1 protein-coding gene is annotated in these 595 nt (G+C 63.5%); it reads left to right on the top strand.

Features of this window, described 5'->3' with window-relative positions; all coding sequences use genetic code 11:
* Positions 1-136: 136 nt before the first annotated feature.
* Positions 137-430, top strand: coding sequence for a hypothetical protein (locus FF041_RS29380; RefSeq protein WP_323393062.1), 294 nt, complete (start codon positions 137-139; stop codon positions 428-430).
* The last annotated feature ends 165 nt before the right edge of the window (positions 431-595 follow it).

Below are 595 nucleotides of genomic sequence, written 5' to 3'. Positions count from 1 at the left end.
CATGACAAGAACCGGCATCGTTGGGGGTGGGTGATCTGCTGCCCGTGCGATAAGAAGTACCGCGTTCACTGCACGCCCCAGAGTCAGGGAGACGAGGCGAAGAAGATCGATGGTTTCATCAAGGACCACCGTGGCTGTGCGTAAGTGGGACTTCATTCTGCATCTTCAGGAGCCGCTGACCCCGGAGCAGTCGGACACCCTGGACGGGCTCGACGACTTCAATGACGGGCGCATGGGCCTGGTCGAGGGCCCGGACACGGCCGAGTTCTGGTGCACCTTCGAGGCCGAGACGCTGACCGGGGCCATCGCGGAGGCGCTGAGCCTCTTCGACGACTTCCCCGGTGTCCTGATTCGCAGCGTAGAACTGGGACCGCGAGAGCTGGAGGAGAACAAGATGACGACGCCGGCTGTGGTGCGGGCGCCCGTGTAGGGGGCAGTGGCGGTCCTGGGGTTCGGAGGCTCTGCGCCCTCACGGGTTCCGTTCGTGTAGGCGGTATTCCGTGGGGGAGAGGTCTCGTTCTGTCACGGCGTTCCTGACCATGTGTTCCAGTTCGGCTATGCACATCTCGCAGCCGTAGATCCCTGTCTCCAGCCC

The organism is Streptomyces jumonjinensis (genome assembly GCF_009600885.1).
GTDB classification, from domain to species: Bacteria; Actinomycetota; Actinomycetes; order Streptomycetales; family Streptomycetaceae; genus Streptomyces; species Streptomyces jumonjinensis.
This window is presented reverse-complemented; position numbering and strand designations above follow the sequence as displayed.